This window comes from Domibacillus sp. 8LH (genome assembly GCF_038806185.1).
Classification (GTDB): Bacteria; Bacillota; Bacilli; order Bacillales; family Domibacillaceae; genus Domibacillus; species Domibacillus indicus_A.
On the sequence record NZ_JAVJNG010000075.1, the window covers coordinates 1 to 532 of the forward strand.

A 532-nucleotide genomic window follows, 5' to 3' on the forward strand; every position below is an offset into this window, starting at 1 on the left:
TGTATGGTTCCATTTGTAATATCCCGAACGGGGTACCCCAGCGATTTCGATTAAACTCCTAGGAGAATGCTTCTTTCTCAATTCATGGATGATTCCAAAACGGGCTACTTTGGGGATCTGTCCTCCTTGTGTAGATTGGGATACTGCTTTTTTAAATAGGCTACCTGTGCTTTCAGATAGTCCCGTTCTTCCTCAATCGACTGAAAATGGGTTCTTTGACAGTCTTTAAGTGAATTGTTTTCCTTTGAATCTGTTCCCTTTCCACGCAGATCAAAGGCCTCTCCTTTTTTGTCCTTTTTCACCCACTGCTTTAATTGAGTAGAAGACCGAAGGCCAAGATCAGCCGCTATAGCCCGATAGCTTTCTTCTCCCTTTTCATAGCGCTGAACCGCTTTTTTCTTAAATTCTTCTGTATAACGCTGAAAGGTTTGTTCTTTCTTAGCCATGAAAAATCCCCTCCAAGAAGAAGTATATACACCCACATGTTAACACGTGGGCTTTTTACACTGTCTACTTAAAGGGGATAATATCA

At 41.5% G+C, this 532-nt stretch carries 1 protein-coding gene; it reads right to left on the bottom strand.

From position 1 onward, the window contains the following. Positions 1-104: 104 nt before the first annotated feature. Positions 105-446: a transposase gene (locus RG959_RS23825; RefSeq protein ID WP_342799274.1), complete on the bottom strand. Its 342-nt coding sequence runs from the start codon at positions 444-446 to the stop codon at positions 105-107. Positions 447-532 lie beyond the last annotated feature (86 nt).

Bases quoted from the DNA above. Each gene is read 5' to 3' on its own strand.
- RG959_RS23825 (WP_342799274.1), bottom strand. From the start codon at position 446: ATGGCTAAGAAAGAACAAACCTTTCAGCGTTATACAGAAGAATTTAAG.